23 protein-coding genes and 1 tRNA gene are annotated in these 19,145 nt (G+C 60.5%); 8 read left to right on the plus strand and 16 right to left on the minus strand.

Annotation, left to right across the window (positions count from 1 at the left end):
- Positions 1-138: 138 nt before the first annotated feature.
- Positions 139-615: a hypothetical protein gene (locus tag FHS81_RS15805; protein WP_197057541.1), complete on the minus strand. Its 477-nt coding sequence runs from the start codon at positions 613-615 to the stop codon at positions 139-141.
- Between FHS81_RS15805 and FHS81_RS15810 the strand changes: the two genes are divergently transcribed.
- Positions 614-1,075, plus strand: coding sequence for a c-type cytochrome (locus FHS81_RS15810; protein WP_028034407.1), 462 nt, complete (start codon positions 614-616; stop codon positions 1,073-1,075). The genes FHS81_RS15805 and FHS81_RS15810 overlap by 2 nt on opposite strands.
- A gap of 106 nt (positions 1,076-1,181) precedes the next feature.
- On the opposite strand, the gene FHS81_RS15815 is transcribed toward FHS81_RS15810, so the two are convergent.
- Genes FHS81_RS15815 through FHS81_RS15835 form a run of 5 tightly spaced genes read right to left on the minus strand, consistent with a single transcriptional unit; the run spans position 1,182 to position 5,829 of the window.
- Entirely contained in the window at positions 1,182-1,388 is a 207-nt protein-coding gene (locus FHS81_RS15815; RefSeq protein WP_028034408.1) for a hypothetical protein, read from the minus strand.
- A 2-nt stretch (positions 1,389-1,390) separates the two neighbouring features.
- A complete protein-coding gene (gene cueR / locus FHS81_RS15820) occupies positions 1,391-1,906 on the minus strand; it encodes a Cu(I)-responsive transcriptional regulator (protein WP_012092680.1) in 516 nt (171 codons plus the stop codon).
- A 20-nt stretch (positions 1,907-1,926) separates the two neighbouring features.
- Entirely contained in the window at positions 1,927-2,943 is a 1,017-nt protein-coding gene (locus tag FHS81_RS15825; RefSeq protein WP_012092681.1) for a 2Fe-2S iron-sulfur cluster-binding protein, read from the minus strand.
- A gap of 11 nt (positions 2,944-2,954) precedes the next feature.
- On the minus strand, positions 2,955-3,218 hold the full coding sequence (locus FHS81_RS15830; protein WP_012092682.1) for a glutaredoxin family protein: 264 nt from the start codon (positions 3,216-3,218) through the stop codon (positions 2,955-2,957).
- A 52-nt stretch (positions 3,219-3,270) separates the two neighbouring features.
- Complete coding sequence (locus FHS81_RS15835; protein ID WP_028034409.1) at positions 3,271-5,829, minus strand: heavy metal translocating P-type ATPase; 2,559 nt, start codon at positions 5,827-5,829, stop codon at positions 3,271-3,273.
- A 159-nt stretch (positions 5,830-5,988) separates the two neighbouring features.
- On the opposite strand from FHS81_RS15835, the gene FHS81_RS15840 reads away from it, so the two are divergent.
- Positions 5,989-6,183 carry a heavy-metal-associated domain-containing protein gene (locus FHS81_RS15840; RefSeq protein WP_012092684.1) on the plus strand — a complete coding sequence of 65 codons (195 nt, stop codon included), beginning with the start codon at positions 5,989-5,991 and terminating at the stop codon, positions 6,181-6,183.
- Between the two features lie 14 nt (positions 6,184-6,197).
- Positions 6,198-6,602 carry a CopM family metallochaperone gene (gene copM, locus FHS81_RS15845; RefSeq protein WP_012092685.1) on the plus strand — a complete coding sequence of 135 codons (405 nt, stop codon included), beginning with the start codon at positions 6,198-6,200 and terminating at the stop codon, positions 6,600-6,602.
- A gap of 104 nt (positions 6,603-6,706) precedes the next feature.
- On the opposite strand, the gene FHS81_RS15850 is transcribed toward copM, so the two are convergent.
- Positions 6,707-6,883 (minus strand): hypothetical protein, encoded by a 177-nt coding sequence (locus FHS81_RS15850; RefSeq protein WP_156122387.1) that lies wholly within the window; start codon positions 6,881-6,883, stop codon positions 6,707-6,709.
- Positions 6,884-6,947: 64 nt separating this feature from the next.
- Between FHS81_RS15850 and FHS81_RS15855 the strand changes: the two genes are divergently transcribed.
- The 3 genes from FHS81_RS15855 to FHS81_RS15865 are packed head-to-tail and all read left to right on the plus strand — an operon-like array spanning position 6,948 to position 8,649.
- Positions 6,948-7,337: a metal-sensitive transcriptional regulator gene (locus FHS81_RS15855; RefSeq protein WP_012092686.1), complete on the plus strand. Its 390-nt coding sequence runs from the start codon at positions 6,948-6,950 to the stop codon at positions 7,335-7,337.
- An 18-nt stretch (positions 7,338-7,355) separates the two neighbouring features.
- Positions 7,356-8,123: a glutaredoxin family protein gene (locus FHS81_RS15860; protein ID WP_012092687.1), complete on the plus strand. Its 768-nt coding sequence runs from the start codon at positions 7,356-7,358 to the stop codon at positions 8,121-8,123.
- Positions 8,124-8,145: 22 nt separating this feature from the next.
- Complete coding sequence (locus FHS81_RS15865) at positions 8,146-8,649, plus strand: DUF305 domain-containing protein (RefSeq protein ID WP_012092688.1); 504 nt, start codon at positions 8,146-8,148, stop codon at positions 8,647-8,649.
- Between the two features lie 131 nt (positions 8,650-8,780).
- Here the strand turns inward: FHS81_RS15865 and FHS81_RS15870 are convergent, their stop codons facing one another.
- From FHS81_RS15870 to FHS81_RS15885, 4 genes are all read right to left on the minus strand, one after another.
- Positions 8,781-9,581, minus strand: a complete 801-nt coding sequence (locus tag FHS81_RS15870) for a TlpA disulfide reductase family protein (RefSeq protein WP_012092689.1) — start codon at positions 9,579-9,581, stop codon at positions 8,781-8,783.
- A gap of 1 nt (position 9,582) precedes the next feature.
- Positions 9,583-11,391: a protein-disulfide reductase DsbD gene (gene dsbD, locus FHS81_RS15875; RefSeq protein ID WP_049768453.1), complete on the minus strand. Its 1,809-nt coding sequence runs from the start codon at positions 11,389-11,391 to the stop codon at positions 9,583-9,585.
- A gap of 41 nt (positions 11,392-11,432) precedes the next feature.
- The gene (locus FHS81_RS15880) at positions 11,433-12,041 is read right to left on the minus strand and encodes a DsbA family protein (RefSeq protein WP_037092232.1); all 609 of its coding nucleotides are present in this window, start codon (positions 12,039-12,041) and stop codon (positions 11,433-11,435) included.
- A 186-nt stretch (positions 12,042-12,227) separates the two neighbouring features.
- Positions 12,228-12,767 carry a thioredoxin family protein gene (locus FHS81_RS15885; RefSeq protein ID WP_012092692.1) on the minus strand — a complete coding sequence of 180 codons (540 nt, stop codon included), beginning with the start codon at positions 12,765-12,767 and terminating at the stop codon, positions 12,228-12,230.
- A gap of 335 nt (positions 12,768-13,102) precedes the next feature.
- Between FHS81_RS15885 and FHS81_RS15890 the strand changes: the two genes are divergently transcribed.
- Complete coding sequence (locus FHS81_RS15890; protein ID WP_109707754.1) at positions 13,103-13,759, plus strand: L,D-transpeptidase; 657 nt, start codon at positions 13,103-13,105, stop codon at positions 13,757-13,759.
- A 107-nt stretch (positions 13,760-13,866) separates the two neighbouring features.
- Here FHS81_RS15890 and FHS81_RS15895 read toward each other — a convergent pair whose 3' ends face one another.
- The 5 genes from FHS81_RS15895 to FHS81_RS15915 all read right to left on the minus strand — a co-directional run bounded on the left by FHS81_RS15895 (position 13,867) and on the right by FHS81_RS15915 (position 18,055).
- Positions 13,867-15,207, minus strand: coding sequence for an ATP-binding protein (locus FHS81_RS15895; protein ID WP_012092694.1), 1,341 nt, complete (start codon positions 15,205-15,207; stop codon positions 13,867-13,869).
- Positions 15,207-15,869: a response regulator gene (locus FHS81_RS15900; protein WP_012092695.1), complete on the minus strand. Its 663-nt coding sequence runs from the start codon at positions 15,867-15,869 to the stop codon at positions 15,207-15,209. The genes FHS81_RS15895 and FHS81_RS15900 overlap by 1 nt, the downstream gene beginning before the upstream one ends.
- Positions 15,870-16,414: 545 nt before the next feature.
- Positions 16,415-16,505, minus strand: a tRNA-OTHER gene (locus FHS81_RS15905).
- The gene (locus tag FHS81_RS15910) at positions 16,462-16,746 is read right to left on the minus strand and encodes a hypothetical protein (RefSeq protein ID WP_183754639.1); all 285 of its coding nucleotides are present in this window, start codon (positions 16,744-16,746) and stop codon (positions 16,462-16,464) included. The genes FHS81_RS15905 and FHS81_RS15910 overlap by 44 nt, the downstream gene beginning before the upstream one ends.
- Positions 16,747-17,182: 436 nt before the next feature.
- The gene (locus FHS81_RS15915; protein ID WP_183754598.1) at positions 17,183-18,055 is read right to left on the minus strand and encodes a LysR family transcriptional regulator; all 873 of its coding nucleotides are present in this window, start codon (positions 18,053-18,055) and stop codon (positions 17,183-17,185) included.
- 160 nt (positions 18,056-18,215) lie between these two features.
- On the opposite strand from FHS81_RS15915, the gene FHS81_RS15920 reads away from it, so the two are divergent.
- A complete protein-coding gene (locus FHS81_RS15920; RefSeq protein WP_108462684.1) occupies positions 18,216-18,935 on the plus strand; it encodes a hypothetical protein in 720 nt (239 codons plus the stop codon).
- Positions 18,936-19,145 lie beyond the last annotated feature (210 nt).

Below are 19,145 nucleotides of genomic sequence, written 5' to 3' on the forward strand. Positions count from 1 at the left end.
TGAAACGCGCCCCTCGCAGCCTTCAACACCATGTTTTATATAGGAAATATAATGGTCAGGACAGCGAAATCAGCGCCTTACTTGGGAAATGTGGGCTCAAAGCTGTCGGAAGGCCGCGGGCCGAATGCCCGGGCGCGATCAGAGGAGACGGATCTTCGGAGGGCGTTCGTTCAGTCCGAGCGCCCGACCGGGAATGCTGGCATCAGGCGGCAGAACATAGGCGGTTGACGTGTATTGGTTTCCAGAACCACCGCTCGGTGATACGAGAAAGATTGAAAAACCTGCACAAACCAGTTCACAGGTTCCCGCATCCATGTCTGCCGATCCGCAGTGTTTGCTGGTGCATGCAGGCTCAATGCCGGCTGCAGAGTTTGTAATCTCGCCCACATGCACAGCCTGTTCCGGCGGTATGCTCATTCGTGCCGCGTGCGCGGAGAATGCCATCGTCATGACGGCGACGCCGATTATGGCAAGCATGGAGACAACGCGCGCAAACATACTGGAACGATAGGTACTACTCACCGGAATGTCTATTGCAAATGGTGTCGCACCACTGGCAAATCCTCCTTGCCATCTCGTGCGTTGCAATTCCTCGTTACTGAACATGCGTGCCATGCGAAAGAAGCTCCTAAATACATTCTGGGCAGGGTCGCTCCTCGCAGGTGCGATCGTGGCGACATTGGCTGGGTGGCATTACGCCCGTTCCGAATCCATCGCTGCGGCATCAGCGGAGGTCGTCGAGCAGGGCCGACAAGTCTATGCGGATCAATGCGCGTCTTGCCACGGTGCGAATCTCGAAGGGCAGCCGGACTGGCGCTCGCCGCCTCCCTCCGGTCGGCTGCCCGCACCGCCGCACGACGAGAGCGGCCACACCTGGCACCATGCCGATGAGATGCTGTTCCGCATCGTCAAGGAGGGTACAGCGGCCATCGTCGGAGGGAGCTATGAGAGCGACATGCCTGGTTTTGCCGATGCCCTGAGCGACGGCGAGATCCGGGCTGTCCTCGCTTTTATTAAGAGTACTTGGCCGGAACGAGAGCGCGGATATCAGGAGGAGGTCTCCCGCCGCCGCTGAGTTTCGGAGTCCCGCCTACGCGGGCAGTTGTTGACCTGCGAAGTCGGCATTGACCCGTCCCGTTTCCGGCTCATCCATCCTTGGGCCTCATTGAACGGATGATGTCCTAGTGATGCCGCTGACATTTTTTCGGAGGCACAGGAAGTTCTCCGATAGCCAGATAAGCTTGAGACAACGGCTTGTGCGAAGCTGCGACGCCGAGCCCTCGCGCATCAATCAGTTCAAGAGCCTGCAATAGCTTCTCGGCAACTTCCATGTCGCCGTCCGAACATGCCCGTTTGAACAGGTGCAGGATTTCGCCGGCAAGCGTCATGGCTATTGCTCCCTGGCACCGTGACCGCTTCTTTCCGCCTTCGCCGACACGACGGGCCTCGTGTGCTCGAACCTGTTCCCTGTCGCGCCGGAACGATCGCGGGTGTGTGTGGGGCTGGTCTCAGGGTCATCAGTCGTCGCCAACTCATCGATGATCGGGCAGTCCGGCCGGGCATTGCCCCGGCAGTTCTCGGCAAGGTGCTTGAGCGTCATGCTCATCTCCCTGAGTTCACGCGCCTTCCGTTCAAGTTCTTCGACATGCTCGAGCGCCACGCGCTTGACGTCCGCGCTCGCCCGGTCTCGGTCTCGCCAGAGCGCAAGCAGTTCCGTCATTTTCTCGACCGAGAAACCGAGATCGCGCGCACGCCTGATAAAACGCAACGTATGCACGTCCTTATCGGAGTAATCCCGGTATCCGCTATCCGTCCGCGACGCTTCCGCGATCAATCCGATCGATTCGTAGTAGCGGATCATCTTCGCCGAGACGCCTGATGCCGCCGCTGCTTTACCGATGTTCATCGCTGGTTCCTTTCTTCGACTTATGTAGGCGCTTCTTCGGGCGTAAAAAACACGTCCGCATGTATGTCCTCGCCGCGCAAGCCCAGTTCGCGAAGCATGATGCCGGAAGCATCGATCATGGCAGGCGGTCCGGCCATATATGCCTTCCAGCCATTGAGGTCCTGCACGTCACTCACGATCGCATCCGTTACCAGGCCGGTTCGGAAGTGATCGGATCGGCTCACCTCCGAAAGCACGGGCATGAAGGTGAGGTTGTCGTAGGTGCTCGCCAGAAGACTGAAATGATCGACGAGATAGAGATCACGTTCCGTCCGTGCCCCGAAATAGAGATGGATCGGCTGCCGCAGGCCGCTTGCCAGCGCCGTTTCGACAATCGACTTGATCGGCGCCAGTCCCGATCCGCCGGCGACCGCCAGAATTGGACCCGTATGCTGTTCGCGCAGAAACGAACTGCCGAGCGGCCCGCGAACCGAAACCTCGTCGCCGACCTTGAGTGACCTGGCGACGTGTTCGCTCGTCGCTCCACCGGGCACATGCCTGATGTGGAATTCGAGATGGTCTCGACCCGGCTGGTTCGCCATCGAATAGTCGCGCGCCGGAACGCCATCGAACGTCACCTGCGCATACTGGCCCGCCTTGAACGCGACGGCCTCTCCCGTTTCGACCTCCAGCCTGATTTGCCGGATGTCGTGGGTTGCGTCATCGATCGCGACAACCCGCGTGCGATAGGTGCGGACGGGAAGATCAAGCTGTTCTTCCTCCTCATCGAGCCATGCGACCGTGCAATCCGTGAGCGGCTGCGCGCGGCATGCAAGGATCAGTCCCTGAGACCGCTCATCGTCCGTCAGGGCAAAGCGCGTGTGCGGCAGAAGATCGACCTCGCCGCTGACCAGTCGGGACTTGCACGAGCCGCAGCGGCCCGAACGGCATCCATGAGGATATGCGATCCCTTCTTCTAGCGCTCTCTCCAGAATGGTTCGGCCATCCGGCACGTCGATGATGCGCCCCGCCTGCCGAATTTCGATTTGTCTTCCCATGACAATCTCCCTCAGGCGGCGCCCGATGACAGGGCTTCCGCCAGACGAGGTTTCTGGTCAGCAAAGGTGCCATAGAAGACCTGTTCGTTGACAATCGTGATCGGGGCAACGCGCACGCCGGTCCGCGCTTTCGCCTCTTCGGCGATCTGCGGATCTGACAGGTCACGCTCTTCGAATGGGACACCCTGGTCAGCAAGCCATCGCTTGACGGCATGGCAATCGGGGCAGGTTGGCGTGGTATACAGCACCACTGACGGAGTTCCCGTATTGGTCATCGCTTCATTCCTTTACATGTGGCGAGCCTGCCGAAGCAGGCTCGCCTGTTTCTCATTCCGCAGGCGCAAGTTCAGGCTGACGGGGCCGGACTGCGCCGCTTTCCGCCTGCGCGGGCGCGCGGAAGGTCTTGAGCCTCAGCGCGTTGCCGAGGACGAAGACGCTCGACAGGGCCATCGCGCCGGCGGCAAAGACCGGCGACAGCAGGATGCCGTAGGCCGGATAGAGCAGACCGGCGGCAACGGGGATCAGAGCCGTGTTGTAGGCAAAGGCCCAGAACAGGTTCTGCCGGATGTTGCCGATCGTCGCCTTGGACAGTGCGATCGCGTTCGGCACGCCTTGCAGGCTGCCCGACATCAGCACCACGTCGGCTGCCTCGATGGCAATGTCCGTACCCGTGCCGATGGCAAGGCCCACATCCGCTTCGGCCAGCGCCGGAGCGTCGTTGATGCCATCGCCGACGAAAGCGACCTTGCCATGCTGGGCTTTGAGGCGGCGTACAGCGTCGACCTTGCCGTCCGGCAGCACTTCCGCCACCACCTCGTCGATCCCCAGCCGAGCCGCGATGGCTTTTGCCGTGCGGGCATTGTCGCCGGTGATCATCGCGACCTTGAGGCCGAGATCGTGCAGCGCCTTGATCGCTGCGGGCGTCGTCTCCTTGATCGGATCGGCCACGGCGATAATCGCCGCGAGCTTGCCGTCGATGGCGGCATAGAGCGGTGACTTGCCCTCATTGCCGAGACGTTCGGCAATCTTGGCGAAGGCAGCTACGTCGTGGCCGAGGTCTGCCATGTAGCGGTCAGCGCCAATCTCGACTTGGCTGCCGCCGACCATGGCCTTGACGCCGAAACCCGTCACCGACTCGAAGTCCGACACGGCCGGCAGCGGGATGTCCTCCCCGGCGGCCGCATCCACGATCGCACGGGCGATCGGATGCTCCGACTTCGCTTCGACGGCCGCAACCAAACCGAGGACATTTGCCCGGTTGAATCCGATGGCCAGTTCCAGATCGGTGAGCGCAGGCTTGCCTTCGGTCAGTGTGCCCGTCTTGTCGACGGCGACGACCCTGGCGTCCTTGAGCAGCTGCAACGCTTCGCCCTTGCGGAAGAGCACGCCCAGTTCCGCACCGCGGCCCGTGCCCACCATGATCGAGGTCGGCGTCGCCAGACCCATGGCGCAGGGGCAGGCGATGATCAGGACGGCGACGGCATTGACCAGAGCGAAGGTCAGCGCGGGCGACGGGCCGAACCACATCCATGCGGCGAAGGTGAGGATCGCTACCGCAAACACCGCCGGCACAAAATACATCGTGACCTTGTCGACCAGCGCCTGGATCGGTAGCTTTGAGCCTTGCGCTTCCTCGACCATGCGGATGATCTGCGACAGCACCGTGTTGCCGCCGACCGCCGTCGCACGGATGGCAAAGGCGCCCTTCTGGTTCACCGTTCCGGCCACGACCTCGCTGCCATTCGTTTTGGACACCGGGATCGGTTCGCCCGTGATCATCGATTCGTCGACATAGCTCTGGCCTTCGATGACCTCGCCATCCACCGGGATGCGATCGCCGGGACGAACCTCGACGATGTCTCCCGACAGCACGGCGTCGATCGGCAGTTCGATCGTCTTGCCGTCCCTGCGCACGCGCGCCATCTTGGCCTGAAGGCCGACGAGACGCTTGATCGCCTCGGAGGTGCGTCCCTTGGCACGAGCCTCCAGCAAACGGCCGAGCAGGATCAGCGTCACGATGACGGCGGCAGCCTCGAAATAGACGTTCACCGTTCCGGCAGGCAGGAAACCGGGCGCGAAGGTCGCGACCAGCGAATAGCCATAGGCGGCGAGCGTGCCGACCGCGACCAGCGAGTTCATGTCGGGGGCGAGCCGCCACAGGGCGGGCAGCCCCTTGTCGTAAAAGCGGATACCCGGAACGAACAGGACGATGGTCGTCAACACGAACTGGATATACCAGTTCGTCTGCATGCCGATGGTTGAAGCGATCAGGTCATGCATGCCCGGAATGACGTGTGAGCCCATCTCCAGGATGAAGACAGGCACCGTCAGCACCGCCGCGATGGTGAAATCGCGGGTCAGTTCACGACGTTCCGCTTCCTTCTTTTCGGTACGATCATCCGTCTCGCCCTGGCTGGTTCCTGCCGCCGTGGCGATCACCCTGGCGTCGTATCCCGCGCCCTCGATGGCAGCCACCAAAGCCGCCGCATCGGCGCTGCCCTGGATCGTGGCCTTCTCGGTCGCGAGGTTGACGACGGCATTAGTGACGCCGGGTACGGCCTTGAGCGCCTTTTCGACGCGTCCCACGCAGGATGCGCAGGTCATGCCCTCGATCGCCACTTCAAGCGAGGCTGCCGTCGGCGCGGAGAAGCTTGCCGCAACCTCATAGCCTACATCCTCCACGGCCTTGACGAGAGTGGCAGGATCGACCGCAGCGTTCGTGGTGATGCTCGCCTTTTCGGTCGCCAGATTGACGACCGCATCGGCGACGCCAGGCACGGCCTTGAGGGCTCTTTCGACACGACCTACGCAGGATGCACAGGTCATCCCCTCAATGGGGAGTGATATCGTTCCAGACAGGTCTGTTGCTCGAACGGGGGCATTCATAGCCGCCTCCTTTTTTGTCCCGAAATTCCAGTTCGGACAGAAGATGGGGTTTCCAACCATGGGAAGGTCAAGAGGACAAACAGAGAAAAATCGCCATTGACCTTCCCATGGTTGGAAGCCCCACATTTGGCAACGTGAGACCAAACAAGGAGAATTCTCATGGAACTCAGAATCGAGAACATGACCTGCGGTGGCTGCGCAAAATCCGTCACCAAGGCGATCCAGTCAGTCGACCCCACCGCCAGGGTGGAGACGAATCCGGAGGCGCGGGCGGTCAAGGTTGAGACGACTGCTAGTGCGGGGGCTATTCAGCAGGTTCTCGAAGAAGCCGGCTATCCTGCAACTGTAAACTGACCAGGAGCTGTGTCATGAACAAGCTCACCCCGATCTTCATTGCCGGCGCGTTCGTCATTGCTGGCGGACTCGCCTACGCACAGTCTCAGATGGACGAGCAAGGCCAAGGAGCGACCATGAATCACGGCGAACATGCCGGACACGGCGCCACCGCGCCTTCGGATAACCCTGTCATTCGCGCCTACCAGCAAGTCAACGACAAGATGCATGCCGATATGGCGATCGAGTTTACGGGCGATGCGGATGAGGATTTCATGCGCGGCATGATCCCCCATCACCAGGGCGCCATCGACATGGCTCGTGTCGTTCTCGAACACGGATCAGACCCCGAGGTGCGAGCACTTGCTGAGGAGGTCATCTCCGCCCAGGAGGCGGAAATCGCGCAGATGCAGGAATGGCTGGCCAAGCGCAGCCAATGAGACGGTGAAGGGCGGATCAATTCCGCCCTTTTCCTTTGCCGGTCATCAGCACGAGGACGGTTGCCACCGCGAAGGCGACAAGCGCCCCATCGGTGCGCCTTCGGTCAAGGCAAACGGCTCGCGTGGACGCTGAACCACGTCTGGAACCCTGTTTCGAAAATGGTGATGCGTCCGCGGGCCTCGACCAGGGATAACAGCGTATCGGCCAGATCCCTGACCGCAAGCAACCCGACCCGAAGCTCTCCAACTGCGGCGATCAGATTCTCGGCTCTGATCTTCATGTCCATCTCCTTCGTTTGGCCCTCCAAGATGAGGGTTCCAACCATTGGAAGGTCAACCCCACTGATGATCGCGACAATGGTGCAAAGCAGACAGAAAGCGCCGGCGAGATTTTTTGATCGGAGGGAACCAAGATGGCTCTCGAACCTTAAATATACCCATACGGGGTATTTTACGGCCATGTGCCAGAAGGACAACAAAGCCCTCCGCGCGAGGCTCAAGCGAATCGAAGGACAGGTGCGAGGGGTCAGCCAGATGGTGGCCGATGACCGTTACTGCATCGATATCCTGCATCAGATCCACGCCATCAAGGCGGCGCTGGCCAAGGTCGAGACCGAAATCCTCAAGACCCACGCCGCTTGCTGTGTCGAGGAAGCGATAGCGGCAGGTGATGCGGACGCGCAACGCCGCAAATTCAGCGAGTTGGTCGAGGTGTTCGCAAAAGCAAAACTCTGAAATCGAAGGACTGACGACATGGCCACTTCCACCGCAAAACGCGCCGACCTGCACAGGATGGTGACCCACGAACATACCTGTCCCTACGGTCTCAAATCGCTCGACCTCCTGAAACGGCAGGGCTACGAGGTCAACGATCATGAGCTGACGTCGCGCGCCGAGATCGATGCTTTCAAGAAAACGCACGGCGTCGACACCACACCGCAGACCTTTATCGGCGGCAATCGCATCGGCGGCTACGACGATCTTCTCGCCTTCTTCGGCAAGGAGGTAAAGGACAAGGACGCCACCACCTATACGCCGGTGATCGCGTTGTTCGCGATGGCTGCGTTGATGGCGCTAGCGACGAGTTGGGCCGCGTTCGGTACCCTTGCGACCGTTGCGGCGGCAGAATGGTTCATTGCCATCGCCATGTGTCTGCTCGCCCTGCAGAAGCTCAAGGACGTGGAAAGCTTCGCTACCATGTTCCTCAACTACGATCTGTTCGCCCAGCGCTGGGTGCGCTACTCCTACGTCTATCCGTTCGCCGAAGCGCTGGCGGGCATCCTGATGATGGCCGGCGCGCTGATGTGGCTGTCGATCCCCGTTGCCCTCTTCATCGGCACTGTCGGAGCCGTATCGGTCTTCAAGGCGGTCTATATCGACAAGCGCGAACTCAAATGCGCCTGCGTTGGCGGTGACAGCAACGTTCCGCTCGGCTTCGTCTCGCTGACGGAGAACCTGATGATGGTCGGAATGGCGATCTGGATGCTACTCAAGCCCATGGGCATCGGTCTCGGACATTAAGCGAAAACCAAGGAGCCACGAGATGACCCAATCGTCCCATAATGGCAAGCACGAACACGCCGATCACGGCGAAGGACGTCCCTACCTGATGTTCTGGATCAACATGGCGCTCGGCCTGATCGTCATGTACGTCGTCATGTTCTCGATGATCGACGGATTTCAAGATTTCCGAAACAATCTCAACATGTTCTACATGGCCGTGACCATGTGGGCGCCGATGGGCATCTTCATGCTGGCAACGATGCCCGGCATGTTTCCGCGAAAAGGGCTCAATATCACCCTCTACGCCGTCTTCCTCGTCTTGACGATCGCCTCATTCGCAGCCACACGAAGCCAAACCCTGATCGGTGACGGGCAGTTCATCGATTCGATGATCCCGCACCACTCGGGCGCGATCCTCATGTGCCGGGAAGCAGACCTGCGCGATGCTGAATTGCTGACGCTTTGCGAAGAAATCATCGCAGCCCAGCGCAGCGAGATCGAGCAGATGGAGACAATTAAGGCTCGTCTCGATCAAAGGCCCTAAGACCTGTTGCCTTGCCCAATAGCGTCCGAGAATGGCAGGCTCAATGAGGATTGCATGACAAAACATCATGAGGATGGTCGCAGCTTCGTCACGGTCGTCAGCAAAAGCCAGCCGTGCCGGACCTGCGGCGGCTATTCGAGACCTTGAATGCCGCTCACGAGGGCTTCTCTTGAGATCTCGCCCATGTGTACCGATTGCAGCGTCCCGTCGCTCTTGAGGAACAACGTAGCCGGCAGGCCCGGTACCTCGTAATGACGACCGAACTCACCGAGTCCGTCGAGCACCACATGCTCAAGCTCAAGATTCTCGGCTGTGAGGTAGCGCTGAATGATCTCCTGGCCTTCACCTTGGTTGACGAAGACAAGTTCGGCAGCGTCCGTATTTGCGGCAACGTCCGCCATCATCGGCATTTCACGGCGGCAGGGCGGGCACCACGTCGCCCACAGGTTGATGACCACAGGTTGACCTTCGAGTTCACTTGGATTGAACCGTTCTCCGGCCAGCGTGCGGTAGATGTCTCCGGTCGGCAGCGGTGTCGCCGGCACGCCGGCGCTGAGCTGCAGTACGAAGAACGCGACATAGGCCGCAGCGGCGCTCGGCAGGGCCGTCCACAATGTGAGCCGCAATTCGCGCCGGAAGCGAAAGAACGTGTAGGCGAACGCCAGCGCAATGCCGGCTTCGATCATGAAGCCGCCCTGCCACATGTAGAATACGCGCAGCGGCTCGGCGAGGAAACTGCTCGCGTGCTGGATGACGTGCCCGACGCGCGCGCCGACCACGAAAGCGACGGTCGCGCCCCAGGCCCAGGACGAAAAGCGCTGATCGACCTTGCGGGCGAGGATCTCGCTCAGCAGGAGAAAGGCGGCGATGGCGAGGATCGCGGCGAAGCGGTCGGGTGCGAAGACGAAAGGCCCGATGGCGACTGCGTTCATCTCACTGCCTCGCCTGAGAGACCGATGTCAGCAACGTATCGGTTGTCACATCGCCGATGAGGCGGGAGCCGTTTGCCTCCGAGGCATTTCGGTTGAAGAAGATCATGGTCGGTGGGCCGACCACAGCAAGATCGCGCATCAGACCCTGACTGGCCTCATCCAGTCCGGTCAGATCCACCTTGACACGCTGGAAGTCGTTCAGTGCGGCAACGATTTCCGTGCTCGAAAAGACGTCGCGTTCGATCGTCTTGCAGATGACGCACCAGTCGGCCGTGAAATAGACCAATGTCGGACGTCCGTTGGCAGAGGCAATCGCTTGCTCGACCTGCGGCGTCGAGTTTGCCTCGATGAATGTCATCTCGGACTGGGCGATCTGCTGGCCCGAACCGGTCATGACGAAGTGGGCGAGCGGACGTAGCGGGTCGGTCCCGCCCGACGCCGCCCCGATCGCCAGGATGACGCCGCCGAGGGAAACCCCAAGTCCGGCGGCTTTGCGGAAACGTGGCCAGGCACCCGCATCGGCCAGGAGCCGATCAGCGACGCCGATGAAGACCGCAACAATCAAGAGGAGGCCCGCCCAAAGCGCCAGCGTCACTTGCGGCGGCAGGATTCGGGAGACCATCCAGATCGCCGCGCCGAGAAAGACGAAGCCGAACGCGTATTTGACCTGCACCATCCACGCCCCCGCACGCGGCAGAGCGCGGCTCCCCATCGTGCCAAAGGCGATCAGCGGAATGCCTTGGCCGAGCCCGAGGGCAAACAGCGCACTCGCGCCGATCCAGGCATCGCCCGTATGTGCGATATAGAGAAGTGCCGCGGCGAGCGGCGCGGTGACGCAGGGACCGACGATCAGCGCGGAAAGGAAGCCCATTCCGGCGGCTCCGCCCACCGAGCCGCGCGTGCCGGCCTGTACCCCTGCCATCCGGCTGACCCAGGTGGTCGGCAGTTGCAGTTCGAACAGGCCGAACATCGCCGTCGCCAGCACGACGAACAGCGCTGCGACGGCGCCAATGGCGTAGGGCGATTGCAGCACCATCTGGAGGTTTTGGCCGGACCACGCGGCAACCACGCCAAGCAGGCCAAACGCTGCGGCCATTGCCAGCACATAGGCCAAAGACAGGATGAAGCCGCGCCGGGCCGTCAATGCCTCGCCCTCGCGCGCCAGGGTCGCGCTCAGGATCGGATACATGGGCAGCACGCAGGGCGTGAAGGCGAGCAACAGCCCGAAGGCGAGGAAACTCACGATCACCCAGATCGCACCGCCGCTGGCGAGAAGCGAGCCGACCATGCCGCCGTCCTGCGTGTCCTCAGCCAGGCTGAAGCCGCCGTTTCCCGTCCCTCCGGCAGGGGCGGCCGGAGTTGGACCTATGCCAAAGCCGACAACGGGTTCGGAAACCTGAAGGTTTGCCGTGTTGACCGTCAGGGTCAGCGGCGGATAGCAGATCGAATCCTTCTTGCAGCCCTGATAGGTGACTGCGACCTGCCCGGGCGCTTCAGTGCCGAGACGTGCCACCGCTTCAAGATAATAGACCTCCGAAGGACCGAAGTTGGCATCCTCTGTCTCCACGACGCCCGGTCCAGTCGACAGCGGGATCGGCTCGCCGGTCGCGGCATCCTTCGCTTCCAGATGATCGCGATAGAGGTAATAGCCTTCCTCGATTTCCCACCGGAGTTGGATCTGCTGATCCGCATTCCGCTCAACCGAGAAACGGAAGGCTTCCTCGGCTTGCAGGAGATCCTCCTGTTGCGCCGCGGCGGGCAGCGACAGGAAGACGAAGAACAGGCCAGCAAGGAGGCGGAGTATGGGCATTGAGGACATGAAATTACTCGGATGATCGCGATCGGGATGCATCAAGACGCTTCGCGAGCGTCTGCGACAACCTGGCGGAAGCCGTCCTCGTCGAGGGCGGAGGCGACGAGAAACCGACCGATCAGAAACACGGGCGTGCCACGCAGACCGAGCCCCTCGGCCTGCGCGTTATTGCGCTGAAGCAAGGCGGTGATCTCGGCGTCGCGGCGGTTGGCTTCGGTCTCGAGACCCGCCGTGTCGAAGCCGGCACCTTCCAATGCCTGTCGCATCTGCTCTTCTGGCACCCGCGACCCTTCGATACCCATCAACGCCAGATAGGCTTCCTCGTAGCGGTTCTGATACCCGGCCGCCAACGCCAGCTTTGCGCCATAGACCGAAGACTGCGCGAGGATCGGCCAGTCCTTGTAGACGTGACGCACATTGCCGTCCGATTCCAGCACCGTATTCAGCGGCTCGACGGTGCGCTTGCAGAAAGGACAGTTATAGTCAAAGAACGAGACGATCGTCAGGTCGCCGTTCGGGTTGCCGCCGACCGGCGCCTCCGGGTCGTTCAGGATCATCTCGGCTGACATGTCGTCGGCACGCACGGGCATGGCAAAGCCGGCGGCAGCGAGCGCCGCCAGGCCCGAGAGCAAGGTCCGCCGACTCAATGCACCGCGGAACGGCGGCCTACCCATAGCGAAAGGATGAGGTCTACGTGTGCAGAGGCGCCGATCGTGCATGGTCTCAAAGCTCCAGATCATGGATATTGAAGCGAGCGCACTCTCCCGAGCTTAAGACAGTCTTAAGGACCGCATTGAGCCGAAGATGCGACGGCAGTTTATCCTGACTCCGGACTATCGGGTGAACGGCCGCAACCGCCGCATGAGATCGCGCCTGCTGAACGGTCCGACCGAACGGGTGCCGTTGTATTCCTGTCCGGTGGCTGCATCCACGACGAAGAATGTCGGCGGGCCGCTCGCTCGAAGGTGGGAGAGGAGCTGGCGGTTTCCCTCGTCCATCGCCGTGACGTCCACCTTGACGAGAGGGACAGCCTCAAGGTGTTGCAGCACAGCAGGGTGGGCGAGGATTTCCCGCTCAATGCGGTGGCACACCGCGCACCAATCCGCACGGATGTCGATGAGCGCGAAGCTATGTGTTCGTGCGATCTGCTCCAGTCTCTCCCGGTAGGAAGCGACGTCCGTGACCATTGCAGCCGGATTGGCGGCGGCCATCCCGCTGGGAGTCGCCAACAATCCTACCGGCACCACCAGGCCCCCGAGCAGAAGCTCGCGGCGGGTCCATTGGTCATTCTTGCGTCGAGCATCAGCATCGATGCCGCATCCAACACCTTCCGCGGACGCTACGGCGTTGTTTCTTAAAAGTCGCGTCCGCATCCTCGTCTCCTTCACAGGACCGGCGGCAAAGCGGGCGTTCCTTAAGGCCCGCTTAAGGGCGGAAAAGTGCTCCTCGCCTGCGACGCAAGCCCGCGTTTCCAACAAAGTGCCCCCACCCAATCGAAAACCTGTTCGGCCGGATCACTTGAGCCGCAGGCCGGCGCCTGAAGTCCCCGCCGCTTCGCTATCTTCGGCCGCGCTTACCTTAAGCTGCTCTTAAGATGGGCATCGTGCTGTGCGGCCTGATTGATCGCAAAGCAGAGAGCGTACGAAACGTGAGCAAGCTACCGACACCCGCAATCGCGCGACGCGCTTTCCTCATTGGCGCCAGCGCAATGACTCTCGCCGGATGCGTTTCCACGAGGCAAACACCGCAAGTCGCGCAGCCGGTCTCGATGCCTCCTCCGCCGCCGACGCCCCCGATGTACTACGCACTGCCGAACGAGCGCTTCCCGATCCCGGAAGTCGACGTTTCCAAGGTCGATCCGAAATGGTGGCGGACGGAAGTCGACTATCCAACCGATGAACGAGCCGGAATCGTCATCGTCGATACGCCAAACCGTTACCTCTACCACGTTCAGCCTCACGGCCGCGCAACCCGATACGGTGTGGGTGTCGGCAGGGACGGTTTTTCGTGGGCTGGTCGAGGGCGTCATATCGCATACAAGCGGGAATGGCCGCGCTGGACACCTCCCGATGAAATGGTTGCGCGCCAACCCGAGTTAGAGCCCTACTCAATCGCCAATGGCGGCATGGACCCGGGGCTGAAAAATCCACTTGGAGCACGCGCCCTCTACATTCATGAAGGAAACCGGGACACGATCTATCGCATCCACGGAAACCCGGAATTCTGGACCATCGGCCAGGCCGTTTCATCAGGATGCATCCGGATGATCAATCAGGATGTCATCCACCTCGCCGACAACGTTCGCGACGGGAGCCCGCTGGTTGTGATAGCAGATCCGGCTATGGGGCATCTTTTGGTGGGATAGCTTCGTCGCGCGGCGAGAAGATCACTCCCTGCGTTGGCGCATCCTGCTGGCACTCCATCTTCTTGAAGATGAGTTGGCTGCGCCCCGCACCATGTATGTGCAACGGGTCACGCGGCGTTCGCCATCACCGCTTGCAGCCCTCCGCAATCGCGATTCTGAAGTCGTAGGTGCCAACCACTCCGCCCGAGCGCCAGTTCGACGATCGCGAGACCGAGACCGCTGCCGACCGGTACTTTGTTGCGGCCGCGAAAGAAGCGTTCGGTGACGCGGGCCAACTCCTCCTCGGGGATACCGGGACCATCATCCTCGATGATCATCTGGCCCTCTTCGGCGGGGCCGGCCACACGACACCTGACGACGCCTCCGGGCGGCGAATGGTTCACAGCGTTCTCCATCAGATTCCGGGCAGCAAGAGCGAACAGATCCGGCTCGATGTCCAGCTCGATGCGGTCAAGATCAGGGGAAACCTCGACCGCAACGCCCCTGGTCGGATCTGCTAATTCGTCCGCGAGCGCTCTCAGTATACTCCCGGGCCATACCTTCCCACTACGCTCGCCCTGGTCGAGCGCCTCAACCGCCGACATATCCAGCAATTGCCGAACGAGCCGGCCGGTGCGGTCTACGCCAACCATGATCTGACGCAATGCCTGCTCGCGGATCGTGCCATCGCCGCTTGCAAGCGCGACCTGCGCCTGCGTCTTGAGGCCGGCCAACGGCGTGCGCAGTTCGTGGGCGGCAAAGGCGGTGAAGTTGCGCTCGCGTTCCCGAAGCCCGGCCACGCGTGCAAACAATCCGTTGAGCGACTGCAAGACCGGCGCAATCTCCTTCGCGGTCTGCACGTCCTCGATCGGGCTGAGGTCGGAGGCGGGTCGTGCTTCCAGGTCGCCTGCGATCTTCCTTAGCGGCTCAAGGCCGCGCCTGACGCTGAGCCAGATCAGGACAGCAAGAACCGGCAACATCAGCAGGACCGGCAGGAGAAGACCGCGGATGACGTCGTTCACCAACCCGTTACGGATACTCAGATTGTCGCCGACCAGAACGCGAACACCGCGCTCGGTATTGGTGATTGCATAAACCCGCCACCGCTCACCATTTATCACGGTTTCGGAGATCCCGTCGGTGTGCTCCGACATTGCTTGATCGGGCGCCGCATCCGATCGCCCGATCAATGTCCCCTGCAGCGACCAGATCTGGCACGAAAGCTGGCGGTCATAGGCGCTGTGGCCGCGCACCGGCAGATCGGACGTGATCGTTTGCGTCGGATCGATGGCGATCTCCTGGCTGACGATCAATGAGGAAACCATCCGGCCGGCTTCCATCAGCCGCGCGTCGAGAACCCGTTCCACCTCCGCGCGCGTGGAAAGGAAAATCCAGACGACCGCCGACAGCCAGACGAGACCGGTGGTCAGGGCGAGGATCAGGAACAGCCGTTTGGAGATCGACGGCATCACGGTTCGTCTCCGAGGCGATAGCCGATCCCACGGACGGTCTGGATCATGCCCGGTCCCAGCTTGCCGCGAAGATGATGGATGTGGACCTCGACAGCATTGCTCTCGACCTCCTCCTGCCAGCCGTAAAGCTTCTCCTCGATCTGGCTCCGCGACAGGATCCGGCCGGGATGGATCATGAGGGCATGCAAAATCGAGTATTCGCGCCGCGACAGGCGGATGGGTTCGCCTTGGTGTTCGACATTCTGGTTTGCAGGATCGAGCCGCAGGCCGCGCCATTCGATAAGCGCCTGCGGCCGGCCAGCGGCACGGCGGACGAGCGCGCGCAGCCGCGCCGCGACCTCGTCGAGGTCGAACGGCTTGCCGAGATAGTCGTCGGCCCCCGCATCCAGTCCGTGAATCCGGTCGGCGACCTGATCACGCGCAGTCAGGAGGAGGACGGGCGTGGCGTCCTGCCGTTCCCGCAGGGATTTCAGCACGTCGAGGCCGGAACCGTCGGGAAGCATCAGGTCAAGCACCAGCGCATCGAACTCATGGTTCGTGAGAGCTGCGCCGGCTTCTTCGCAGGTTTTGACCGCATCGGCGGTGAAGCCGCCAATCGAAAGGCCCACCGTCAATCCGTCTCTGAGGACGGCATCATCTTCGACTATCAGCACGCGCATGGTTATCACCCGAGGTTCCAGGTCGCATTTCTATACGAGGCTTAAGGCAGCCTTAAGGATCGAACTTGAGCGCGCTCGATATCGTTCGGGGATTGGGCGCCTGTGATGTACCTCATCTTACCTGAGCCAAGAGTCGGACGTCTTCGAGACTTGGAATCGCGCCGGCAAAAACGCCGTTCTCGCCCTGATCCTTATGGGCATCTCCAGCCCAGCGCCGAAACAAAACGCTGGCATGGCGGCAGTGTACCCGTCATTCCGGCCCTCCTGTCCATCGGGCTGTTGCTGGTCGCGGTGAAGGAACTCGCCCGGCCTGAAACGATACGCGGGTCCACTTGTCTGCCCGAGCCAGTTGGGCAATGCGCATTGGAGACGGACTCGAATCAGTTCGGCTCGCCGAGGCATCGTCCGGCTGGTGTTCAGGCGATCATCCCGTCCTGCCTGCTCAGGCGTCATTCGTGTTGACCAGGTGTTGGCCAAGCCCAAAAAGGGAAGGGCCACCCGAAGATGGCCCTTACTCAATCCTTTGATTTCCTTTAGAAATCTGAAGAGAGCGAAGGGATTCGAACCCTTGACTCCAACCTTGGCAAGGTTGCTATGCGGCGGCCCGAAACAGCAAGTTATGATGGGGGCGCCCTCCCGCAACCATCTTTACCGGCGTCGATTGCAAGTTGTGATCGATGCCGGTCCCCTTGTTGCGCGCCGTCGCACATCCGATCAGCGTCGCCGAAATCGCGGAATAGCCGCCACCACAGCAGGAACATTTGGTCAGTCCCGAGAAGAGGTATTTGGGGCGGCGGCGGGTACTGATATTTCCATTTCTTGCGCTCCATGTTGTTGGAGCGACAACCTTCACGACAAAGACATATCTTTCGACCATATTTTGCGACAGCTTCCGACCCCATTGTCGCCGTTCGGAGCGCCGCGTTCGGCGCCCGAAACCTGCCGTTCATTCACTTCCACCCGACGGCAAAGTCGGGGCCGTCTGCTGAAGAGGTCATCAGGGAAATCAAGCGGCTCTTCAAGATTGAAAAGAACCCACCCACTGTTACCCGCGCCGAAGGTCGCCTCACGCGGCGCGGTGGCTTCTTGAAGAGTACGGCCTCGTCACCGACGACTATCACCGCACACAATGGGTGTGGTTCGCTGTGACCTTCACCGCAATCTGGCGCAATTTCTCCAGCGCTAAGTGGCGGATTGCGGGCGAGATCTCGAAGAAAAGTAGAACGGACGTTCGAGCGTGATGCCGCGAAAGTCTGGTCTGAGCCCAAAGTGACGAATGCTGCACGATGGGCGAATGTCGATTACCGACCTCACTACGCCAGCGTGCGCGTCATCTCACGGATCAGATCATTTGTCTCTGGTCTCGTCGTTTGGTGCCGATATCGAAGGGCCAAAACAGTTCTTGATATTTCAAGGCCATCGATGGGTTTCGACACCAGGCCCATGTCCGAAGGAATAGCGGTGGCTGGCAGGATCACCGCACCTGACCCTTGCCGAGCAAGTTCAACTAACCAATCCACGCGATTTGACCGATAGGCCGCGTAGAGCTCGTGACCATGATCCGCGCAGGTCCCATGCAAAACATCCCGCATTTCGCAATTTAGGCGGTCAAGCATGTCAGTTTTAGCAAGAGCCGAAAGAGAGATCGCATTTAGTTCAGCCAACGGATGCGACTTTGACACCACGACCTTGTAGTCCTCTTCATAGAGATGGTCTATACGATAGAGGTCTTCACTGACCTTCTCTGCGGTGACTACAACGTCAAATTCACCATCTCGTAACCCGGCAAGAAGCTCGGAGGTTGACGCAACGATCAATTCGATTTCGGCTTGCGGCAATCGCGTACGAGTACGCTCCATAGCTGCCGAAATCCTGTTGTGGCCAATCGTTTCGCCGACACCGACAGAGATTGGAACCCGCTCCAAGCGCATATGACGGACCGCCTCTGCCTTAGCCTGTCGCGTCTCATCGTGAACCTTCTGCAACCTTGGCTGCATGAGTTTACCGAGGGACGTAGGCCTGCATCCCGCACGGTCCCTGACAAACAGGTCACCTCCAAGCTCGTCTTCAAGTTTCTTGATCGCAGTCGTCAAGGAAGGTTGGGAGACATTGGAGGCACTGGCTGCGTGGGTGAAGTTTCGGTGCTCGCAGACGGCGAGAAAATACCTGATCTGGTTCATTTCCATCGCCACATTCTCCGTCACATCTCATTTCAGGCCATCAAAACAAGTTCGATAGTCCACGTCTATCAAAGAATAGAATTTCGGAATTGGAGCCCGGCGCACCCAGCATGGGACAAGAGTGCATCGAAACCAAACACGATGCACTTCAAAGCAGGAGACGACCATGAAAGCGCAAATCCTTCAGACATTCGCCGCACTGGCTCTGTTCACAACTTCTGCAACTGCACAGGACAACGCAATGGAAAATCATACTGCCAGCTACATCGCCATGCCCGCCGCCGAAGGCCAGACCGGAGCCTTCGCGGAGTTTCTGGCAGGTGCCGCACCTATCGTGCGGGAAACAGAGACGGGAACTGTACTTTGGTTTGCTCTGCAAGCCGACGATATGCTCGCAATCTTTGACATCTTCGCAGATGAAGAAGCACGCGACGCTCACTTCTCAGGAGCGGTTGCTGCGGCTTTGAAGCAAAACGCCGACGCGCTGGTCGACGGAGGATGGGACGACGGTGTTGTCGCGAATATCAACAACTCCGATGTCCTGTCGGTAAAGGCGCCGGTTGATCTCTACACGGCAACGACCGCAACTTACATCAAGCTCGAAGCTGCTCCAGGTAAAGGCCCCGAATTGGCAGCCTTGCTGACCGCCGCCGGCCCCATCGTCGCAGAAACTGAACCCAAGACATTGTTCTGGGCGGCGCTGCAGATTGACGGGAACAACTTCGCCATCTTCGACATCTTTGCCGACAACTCTGGCCGCGAAGCGCACTTTGCCGGACAAGTCGCCGGACTCCTGAATGAAAAGGCTTCAGAATTGATCTCAGGTGGATGGGACGACGGTGTGGTGGCAAACGTCCACAATTTCGAAATCCTCGCTACCAAGTAATCTCGAGGTGACTTGAGAAAGAAGTGCCCGGTGCAATCCATCGGGCGCTTTGCTGTTTGAATTTAGATTCACGCCAAAGCGGCCGTGCCGGAACTGGCAAGCGAAGCTCGCACTCGCCTCCGGCTTGGAAAGGGCGGCTATCGGCGGGAACATGTCCGCGCCTTCGCCCAACACGCCGAGATCGCGGACGACGCGATCTACATCGAGGGC

This window comes from Pseudochelatococcus contaminans (assembly GCF_014195635.1).
Taxonomy (GTDB): Bacteria; Pseudomonadota; Alphaproteobacteria; order Rhizobiales; family Beijerinckiaceae; genus Pseudochelatococcus; species Pseudochelatococcus contaminans.

Excerpts from the sequence above, each read along its gene's own strand:
- FHS81_RS15810 (WP_028034407.1), top strand. The coding sequence starts at position 614 with ATGCGAAAGAAGCTCCTAAATACATTCTGGGCAGGGTCGCTCCTCGCA.
- FHS81_RS15805 (WP_197057541.1), bottom strand. The coding sequence starts at position 615 with ATGGCACGCATGTTCAGTAACGAGGAATTGCAACGCACGAGATGGCAA.
- FHS81_RS15815 (WP_028034408.1), bottom strand. The coding sequence starts at position 1,388 with ATGACGCTTGCCGGCGAAATCCTGCACCTGTTCAAACGGGCATGTTCG.
- cueR (WP_012092680.1), bottom strand. The coding sequence starts at position 1,906 with ATGAACATCGGTAAAGCAGCGGCGGCATCAGGCGTCTCGGCGAAGATG.
- FHS81_RS15825 (WP_012092681.1), bottom strand. The coding sequence starts at position 2,943 with ATGGGAAGACAAATCGAAATTCGGCAGGCGGGGCGCATCATCGACGTG.
- FHS81_RS15830 (WP_012092682.1), bottom strand. The coding sequence starts at position 3,218 with ATGACCAATACGGGAACTCCGTCAGTGGTGCTGTATACCACGCCAACC.
- FHS81_RS15835 (WP_028034409.1), bottom strand. The coding sequence starts at position 5,829 with ATGAATGCCCCCGTTCGAGCAACAGACCTGTCTGGAACGATATCACTC.
- FHS81_RS15840 (WP_012092684.1), top strand. The coding sequence starts at position 5,989 with ATGGAACTCAGAATCGAGAACATGACCTGCGGTGGCTGCGCAAAATCC.
- copM (WP_012092685.1), top strand. The coding sequence starts at position 6,198 with ATGAACAAGCTCACCCCGATCTTCATTGCCGGCGCGTTCGTCATTGCT.
- FHS81_RS15850 (WP_156122387.1), bottom strand. The coding sequence starts at position 6,883 with ATGAAGATCAGAGCCGAGAATCTGATCGCCGCAGTTGGAGAGCTTCGG.
- FHS81_RS15855 (WP_012092686.1), top strand. The coding sequence starts at position 6,948 with ATGATCGCGACAATGGTGCAAAGCAGACAGAAAGCGCCGGCGAGATTT.
- FHS81_RS15860 (WP_012092687.1), top strand. The coding sequence starts at position 7,356 with ATGGCCACTTCCACCGCAAAACGCGCCGACCTGCACAGGATGGTGACC.
- FHS81_RS15865 (WP_012092688.1), top strand. The coding sequence starts at position 8,146 with ATGACCCAATCGTCCCATAATGGCAAGCACGAACACGCCGATCACGGC.
- FHS81_RS15870 (WP_012092689.1), bottom strand. The coding sequence starts at position 9,581 with ATGAACGCAGTCGCCATCGGGCCTTTCGTCTTCGCACCCGACCGCTTC.
- dsbD (WP_049768453.1), bottom strand. The coding sequence starts at position 11,391 with ATGCCCATACTCCGCCTCCTTGCTGGCCTGTTCTTCGTCTTCCTGTCG.
- FHS81_RS15885 (WP_012092692.1), bottom strand. The coding sequence starts at position 12,767 with ATGCGGACGCGACTTTTAAGAAACAACGCCGTAGCGTCCGCGGAAGGT.
- FHS81_RS15890 (WP_109707754.1), top strand. The coding sequence starts at position 13,103 with ATGACTCTCGCCGGATGCGTTTCCACGAGGCAAACACCGCAAGTCGCG.
- FHS81_RS15895 (WP_012092694.1), bottom strand. The coding sequence starts at position 15,207 with ATGCCGTCGATCTCCAAACGGCTGTTCCTGATCCTCGCCCTGACCACC.
- FHS81_RS15900 (WP_012092695.1), bottom strand. The coding sequence starts at position 15,869 with ATGCGCGTGCTGATAGTCGAAGATGATGCCGTCCTCAGAGACGGATTG.
- FHS81_RS15910 (WP_183754639.1), bottom strand. The coding sequence starts at position 16,746 with ATGGTCGAAAGATATGTCTTTGTCGTGAAGGTTGTCGCTCCAACAACA.
- FHS81_RS15915 (WP_183754598.1), bottom strand. The coding sequence starts at position 18,055 with ATGGAAATGAACCAGATCAGGTATTTTCTCGCCGTCTGCGAGCACCGA.
- FHS81_RS15920 (WP_108462684.1), top strand. The coding sequence starts at position 18,216 with ATGAAAGCGCAAATCCTTCAGACATTCGCCGCACTGGCTCTGTTCACA.